The organism is Polynucleobacter sp. JS-Safj-400b-B2, assembly GCF_018881975.1.
GTDB lineage: Bacteria > Pseudomonadota > Gammaproteobacteria > Burkholderiales > Burkholderiaceae > Polynucleobacter.
Genome location: NZ_JACVPJ010000011.1, coordinates 53,452 through 60,805, shown reverse-complemented (window position 1 = coordinate 60,805; position 7,354 = coordinate 53,452). Strand labels below are relative to the sequence as shown.

Annotated in this window: 4 protein-coding genes and 1 tRNA gene; all 5 read left to right on the top strand. The window is 44.7% G+C overall.

Features of this window, described 5'->3' with window-relative positions; all coding sequences use genetic code 11:
- Positions 1 to 360: 360 nt before the first annotated feature.
- The 5 genes from dusA to ICN48_RS10975 all read left to right on the top strand — a co-directional run bounded on the left by dusA (position 361) and on the right by ICN48_RS10975 (position 7,319).
- Positions 361 to 1,443, top strand: a complete 1,083-nt coding sequence (gene dusA, locus ICN48_RS10995) for a tRNA dihydrouridine(20/20a) synthase DusA (protein WP_370624212.1) — start codon at positions 361 to 363, stop codon at positions 1,441 to 1,443.
- 66 nt (positions 1,444 to 1,509) lie between these two features.
- Positions 1,510 to 1,585, top strand: a tRNA-His gene (locus ICN48_RS10990).
- Between the two features lie 52 nt (positions 1,586 to 1,637).
- Entirely contained in the window at positions 1,638 to 2,414 is a 777-nt protein-coding gene (locus ICN48_RS10985; protein ID WP_216153736.1) for an SUMF1/EgtB/PvdO family nonheme iron enzyme, read from the top strand.
- Positions 2,415 to 2,513: 99 nt separating this feature from the next.
- Complete coding sequence (locus ICN48_RS10980; RefSeq protein ID WP_216153735.1) at positions 2,514 to 5,489, top strand: EAL domain-containing protein; 2,976 nt, start codon at positions 2,514 to 2,516, stop codon at positions 5,487 to 5,489.
- A 183-nt stretch (positions 5,490 to 5,672) separates the two neighbouring features.
- Positions 5,673 to 7,319: an adenylate/guanylate cyclase domain-containing protein gene (locus ICN48_RS10975; protein ID WP_216153734.1), complete on the top strand. Its 1,647-nt coding sequence runs from the start codon at positions 5,673 to 5,675 to the stop codon at positions 7,317 to 7,319.
- Positions 7,320 to 7,354: the final 35 nt, after the last annotated feature.

Here is a 7,354-nt window from a genome sequence, read left to right as displayed (position 1 = left end):
TGCCAGCGTTCCCACATTAAAGCCTTCTGGGTGGCCGTGTAATAGATTCGGGGCCGTTGTTTCATGAGCAACACTCCTTTTGCTTACGCAGTTTGTAGTGTGTTGCATCGATCAGTTGAATTCAAGATCGAAAGCAGTCGCTTATCTCATTAAAAAATACAATGAATCTAGGGTAAATTTAGGACAAATTACTCGACTAAATTTTATTTCTATTAAAAAATATAGTATGGATTGAGTTTTTAGTAATACATTTTCCTTTGTGCAAACATTTCTCTTGAGGGCCATAGAGATCAGGTTTTATTTAGCTTCCAGCCAAAACACACTAAAATATCAATAATAAATTATTGACAAAAAGTGCCTGTGGATACTAAAAATAAAAAGAGATTGGCCGTTGCTCCCATGATGGAGTGGACAGACCGCCATTGCCGCTCTTTTCATCGCACGCTTACCAAAGAGGCCGTTCTCTATACTGAGATGGTGACTACTGGTGCGCTGATGCATGGTGATGTCCCACGCCATTTAGATTACTCGCAAGAGCAGCATCCTGTTGTCCTTCAGCTTGGGGGTTCGGAGCCAACTGATTTGGCAAGATCTGCTGAATTAGCGCAGCAGTGGGGCTACGATGAGATTGACCTCAATTGCGGTTGTCCATCAGAACGCGTGCAGCGTGGTGCCTTTGGTGCTTGTTTGATGGCTGAACCAAATTTAGTTGCTGATTGTGTGAAGGCAATGAAGAAGGCGGTAGATGTTCCGATTTCTGTAAAGCATCGCTTAGGTTTAGACTCAATGGATGCTGCGAATTCAGAAGCTGATTACCAATTTGCGCTGAATTTTATTCTTGCAGTAGCAGATGCTGGTGCGAGTCAAGTAACAATCCATGCGCGCAATGCCGTGCTCAAAGGTTTATCGCCAAAAGAGAATCGCAGCAAACCACCATTGCGTTATGAAGTAGCCGCAAGGCTGAGGTTAGATGCACAAAAGCAATTTCCACACCTTAAGGTGCTACTCAATGGTGGACTAGAAACCAATGAGCAAATTGCAGGCCACTGGAATGACTTTGATGGCTTCATGGTTGGTAGGGCTGCATATCATTTTCCAGCACTGCTCTTAGGTTGGGATGACATGATTAATACCGATGGCGATGCCGCCGGGTATCTTTTTAGTGAGACTGAATGGCATCGTATTCAAATTGCCTTGGTGAAACAAGTGCAAGCTTGGTTTGATGAGTGCCAAGCCAAGGGCAAGCCTTTTTATATAGGCGCCTTTACAAGACATATCTTGGGGCTAGCTCATGGCAGGGCGGGATCGCGTTATTGGCGTCAGCGACTGTCTGATCACCATGCTTTAGCTAAAGTTCAGAGTAGGGTGGCGATATTGGATTTCTTTATTGATGCCAGCTTAACCTTAGGGGATTGGGCCGCTTTTGAGTTCGAAAGCGCCTAGGGGAGACTTTGAGGTAGTGTTTTTGACAGGTTTTAGGGCAAAAAGCTATAATCTAGGACTTCAGTGGCGGACGTAGCTCAGTTGGTAGAGTCCCAGATTGTGATTCTGGTTGTCGCGGGTTCGAGCCCCGTCGTTCGCCCCATCAAATATCTCAAAAGCTCCCTAGTGGAGCTTTTTCTATTACAGTGATCCAGATGAAAAAATTTGATATTGCTTCCATTCTTTTCTGCTTGCCGCTAAGTATTGTGGCTCTGTATTTCATGTTGAGATCTGCGCCTAGTTACAGCGCACCCAGTTCATCCATTGCTGCAGTTCAGATTGGCAATCTCCTATGGGATCAAACCGAGATGAATATCGCCGATGTCAAATCCTTTGCATCCTCTTCTGGTTTTGTCAGTGCTGCTGAAAAGAAGGGTGGCGGTCTATCTTATGAAGGTGGTTTTGTGCAAAAGCCAGGGTGGACTTGGAGAACTCCTTATGGTGTTCCTGCGAATGATGCTGAACCCGCTGTACACCTCAACCAAACAGAAGCGGAGAGTATTTGCCGCTACTTTGGCAAGCGTTTACCTACTGAATCTGAGTGGACTTCAGCCGCATTCTTAGAGCAACGATCCAATCCACCGGCTGGCTATATTAAAGGGCAACGTTATCCATTTCCTGGTGGCAGCAGCCCAACACCATCGCATTGTTTAAGTGGTTGCGGTGATTACAAAGGGCTTGCACCAGCGGGCGCCTTGAATCGCGGAACAGGGCACGTAGCGACAAAGATAACCAAGCCAGGAGTCAATGGCTTATATGACATGGGCGGTAATGTCTGGGAGTGGACGGCTACCGAGAGGAATGGCGGATATATCACCCGTGGCGCATCTTGGTGGTATGGCCCGGAAAGACAGCAAGAGTCAGATGTAGAAGCGAAGCCGGCCGATATTGCGGTCGTTTACATTGGGTTTCGTTGTGTAAAAGACCGATAAAACAAGAATATCTAGCTCATCATTGGCCTAACTCAGAGATATTTTTCAACCACGCTACAATTCTGACCTCACCTATTCAATATAACTTTAGTTAGTGATTTGATCATTTCCAATTTACTCCATTCGCATAATGGCTACACCAAAAAGGGTGTGTTTTATGCCGTATTGGCTGCAATTGCGCAGGCTGTTATCTCTACTCTTTTATTGAATCACTTTGCAGGAGTAGTGGGTGAGAGCGTGATCTGGATTCCTGCTGGAATCGGTCTAGGCGTTCTCTTAATTCTGGGTTTGCAATATTGGCCATTCCTATTTGTAGGGGCAACCATTGGCGAGATTGGGGGCGGTCATACGTTGATCATGGCAATGCTAGTCGCTGCTGGTGCCCTGATAGGTTATTTCATCGTTGTTATTTTGTTACGGCGTTACTTGAAGTTTGGCAAGGACGTTCAATCTTTAGGCGACTTTGGACGATTGTTTATCGCTAGCTGTATTGGCGCGTTTGTGAGCACTACGATCAATGTCAAGCTTTTAGTATGGGGAAACTTGCTGTCTCCCAAAATCGTTAACGATGTTTTTCAAAAATGGTTCATTGGCGACCTTTTTGGCTTTGTCTTTTTTACACCCATTCTGTTGGTTTTATCCACACGCTGGATTCAGGATTGGCCCAAGAGAAAACAACTCATATTTGCCCTCTGTTTACTGGCTTCATTGGTATTTGAGCAGGCAGTATTCTTTGGCTGGCTCAAGGAGTACATTGATTTAACTGGCAGAGGGTTTGCTGTCCTTTTTGTTATTGCTTTTTTTGGCTATCAATTTGGGCGTCAGGGCGCCATGCTGTATTTTTGCCTGCTTCTCATACAGTCTGTCTTGAGCGTCTTTCATGGCGAGGCATTTTTTGATCGCCAGTTAATGACGCATCATGCCCCAATGGTGATTTGGGCTTATTTGGGAATCGCTTGTTTCGTTGGTCTTGCCATCGGCTTAGTGGTAGAAAGTTTCGAGCGTAAAAGTCGAGATCTGATGCAAGCCACAAAAGATATTGTGAAGTCAGAGGAGCGTTTTCGAGATATTGTGGGTAATACCCCAGTGCTGATGTCTTCCTACGATCTCGAAACTTATGTGATGGATTATGTAAATCCTTATTTCACCAAAGCCTTAGGATATACAGCAAGTGATCTTCGTAAACCAAATGCGTGGTGGACCTTGGCGTATCCCGATCGGGATTATCGAAAAGAGGTAGAGCAAGAGTGGGGTAATCGTATTCGGGAAGCAGGTAAGACGGGTTCACCGTTTGTTCCTCTTGAAGCCTATACCACTCGTAAGGATGGGTCGGTCAGACTGATTTCTTGGGGCAGCTTTTTTGCATCGGACCGAATGATTATTTACGGTATTGATATCACCGAGCAAAAGAATGCAGAGGATTTGCTTAAAGTCACCTCAGCCGTATATCGAGCCATGGGTGAGGCGGTTGTTATTTGTGATGCCCAGAATCATATTCTTTTAGCAAATTATGCCTTTAGGGGATTAACTGGTTTTTCTGATGAAGAATTACTGGGTCACGGGTTTTCTGATTTCTTGGTCAAGCGTCATGGTGCAGGCTCTTATGCGGATATCTTCACGTCTGTTGATGCGGTCGGACGCTGGGAGGGTCAGACTTGGATAAAAGTGAAAAAAGGTGATGAGGCATTGCGCTTTTTATCGATCTATTCCACTTTTGACAAAGATGGCGTGCCTTTACAACGCGTTGCTTTGTTATCCGACGTCACCGATCAACGTAAAGCACGTGAGCTCATTAATCAGCAGGCTAATTTTGATGCTTTGACTAGCCTACCCAATAGACGTCTGTTATTAGATCGTCTTGAGCAATTAATGAAACAGTCCACGCGCTCAAAGACCAATCTAGCAGTGGTTTACTTTGATATTGATAACTTTAAAGAGATCAACGATAGTCGTGGGCATGATTTTGGGGATGAGCTTTTAAAGGCAGTCGCGCTGCGTTTGCGTTCTGAGGTGCGTGATACAGATACGATTGCTCGCATTGGTGGAGATGAGTTTGTTTTCTTATTGAGTCAGATTGATAAATTTGAGCAGGTGGATAACATCATTGAGCAGATTATTAAAAATCTGAGTGAGCCTTTTCATATCCAAAATGAGATGGTGTACATCACAGCGAGTTTTGGAATTTCTATTTTCCCTGAGGATGGCGATGACAGTAAGGTTCTATTGCTTGGCGCTGACCAGGCAATGTATGCTGCAAAAGCCAATGGCAAAAATGGCTCTCAGTATTTCACAAGCGCGATGCAAATCAAGGCAAATTACCGCGCTAACGTGATCTCCGAGCTTCGTGTAGCGCTGGAGAAAAAGCAGTTTAAATTGGAGTACCAGCCCATCTTTGATGTGCAAACAGGTGCTATTACCCACGCTGAAGCTTTGCTTCGATGGCATCGCGCCAACGGCGAAGTGGTGATGCCATTAGACTTTATTGATATCGCCGAAGAGTCCGGCTTAATTGTGCCTATCGGTAACTGGGTAATTCAAGAGGTTCTGTTATATCTCAGGGCGCTGGGCGTTGATAGGGCGCCAGCAATTGCCATTAATATTGCGGTCTCCCAATTTAGTTCAACCGATCACTCGGTGGTCCAATGGGTGGACTGGATCAAGGAGTGTGGCATCTCTCCCAATAAGATTATTTTTGAGATTACTGAACGAATGATGCTTATTCAATCTCAACGGGTCATGGATAAGATCGCTATCTTGCAGGAGGCGGGTTGTAAATTTAGCTTAGATGATTTTGGGACGGGTTATTCATCCATCGTTTCGCTTAAAAACTTTAATTTTGATTATTTAAAAATAGATGCACACTTCATTAAAACCTTAGCCCCAGAAAGCTTAGATGCTTCTTTGGTGGCTGCCATGATCTCGATGGCAAGGGGTTTGGGCATGGATTCGATTGCGGAAGGCGTGGAGACTGAAGCGCAGGCCCAAATACTTCGGGAGATGGGTTGTGATTATGTACAAGGTTTTCTGTATGCAAAGCCTTTAAGTGCGGAAGCCTTTAAAAAGATCCTTATCTAGTTTTATATCTGTCTAAATAATCAAATTAGACAATTAATTGGCATTAAAACCCCTCATTTGTTGCATTTAGACAACTAACTGTCTAGTAGCAATGTACTTTTATACACATAAGACTGTCTAAGAGCTCCGCATCTGTGTATAAATTACCTCCCGGCCACTACTTTTAATTGGACAGATAGACAAATGATCTCAAGCAAGACGCTGATAGACCAAACCGGAATATCGCGTGCCACCCTTAATAATTACATCCAGCTTGGCATATTGCCAAAGCCGGTTGTCCAGTCCTTATCTGCAGATACTGATGCAGAGGCGGGTGGCGCCAGGGTGCTTGGCTATTTTCCAGATGATTCTTTAGAGAGAGTGCAAGCTGTCCAAATTCTGAAGGGTCAAGGTTTATCGATGGCCCAAGTGGCTGAGCGTTTGGCTCAAACCGATGCTTTATTGGAGGTTCAAGAGATGCAACAGGAACTAGCGGGCTCACACAGCCCTGAGAAACAATTCACCAAAACAGGAAATGCTCGTGCAGGTAATGCCGGAAATTCTGGCAACTCCAGCAATCCAATGTCCGAGACATTAGGAAATCTTTCCTTGTCTTTGGACACCTTGACGCATCCTGCCTACATGCTCAATTACAACTTTGAGTTAACTTGGCTCAATGAGGCAGCGCGCAAAGAGGTATTTGGTTTTGTGGCACCACCCGCTAAAAGTGCGGAGCGTAATTTACTGACATTGCTGTCTAGGCCGGAAGTGTGCCTGGGTATGGAAGATCAGCGTGCCTTAGTGGGTTTACTGTTACAGCTAGCTAGTGCACGTATTAGTTATGAGTCTTTGGCTAAATTGGTTGCGAAGAGCGACCCTGAGTTGCTACCTTTATTAGATTCAGTGGCCTTGGGTAAATTGGTTGCAAAAAGTGAAACTGGTTCACCGTTCCTTGATACCCCAACACACCCACAGGCCGGTAAAGAAAAACCCGTCAATGAAGTAGAGTTCTTCCATAAAGATTCGCAGGGTAGATTTGTGTGCTATCGCGTCTTTGCAGTGTATTTCCGCGAAGGTATTTTGGTAGTTCACTCTCCTGGCGAGGAGGGCGGAGATGATTTACTGAACTTCCTCTCTCGTCGTGATCAAGTGATCCAGTCCTTATTAAATAAGCGTTTGCCAGTAATGACGCCATTGGCTGTATTAGTTGCAGATTTACAAAACTCCAATCGTATTTGTTCAGAGTTACCGCCTGATGAATACTTTGCATTAATTAATCAGATCTGGGGAACAATGAGCCCTATCCTGCGTAAATACACAGGTACTCATGGCAAGCATAGTAGCGATGGTATGGTCTATTACTTTTTTCCGCAGGTTGAAGGTAACTACCTCTTTAATGCCGTTGCGTGCGCTGAAGAATTAAGAATGGCGATGCGTAAGATTAGCGCTGAATGGCAACTCAAGAAAAATTGGTTTACAGAGTTGCAACTGAATATTGGCTTGCATGAAGGTCAGGAATGGCTAGGAAGTTTCCAATCGACCAACCACATCGAATTTGCTGTACTCGGAAATACCATTAATCAAGCCACTCGTATCAGTGAGTTTGCAAAACATGGCAGCATTTGGGCAACCAAAGACCTGATTAGCAAACTCAGTGCTGATGAGCGGAGTCGCATCGAATTTGGCGTGCTTAAGAAGAGTCAAGAAAATGGCGACCGCTTTGTAGCTTCTTCCTACGCGCAGATTGATTCTTTAGTGGATCTTGGGCAGGCGAATCACGAAAAATTGAGGGATATTTCTCAATTGGCGGTGACTGAGGTGCGTCGTATCAGTGCTACGCGGCTGTATTAATTTTTCTGTATTAAAAATGCCCGTACTTTATTTAA

Excerpts from the sequence above, each read along its gene's own strand:
- ICN48_RS10985 (WP_216153736.1), top strand. The coding sequence starts at position 1,638 with ATGAAAAAATTTGATATTGCTTCCATTCTTTTCTGCTTGCCGCTAAGT.
- ICN48_RS10975 (WP_216153734.1), top strand. The coding sequence starts at position 5,673 with ATGATCTCAAGCAAGACGCTGATAGACCAAACCGGAATATCGCGTGCC.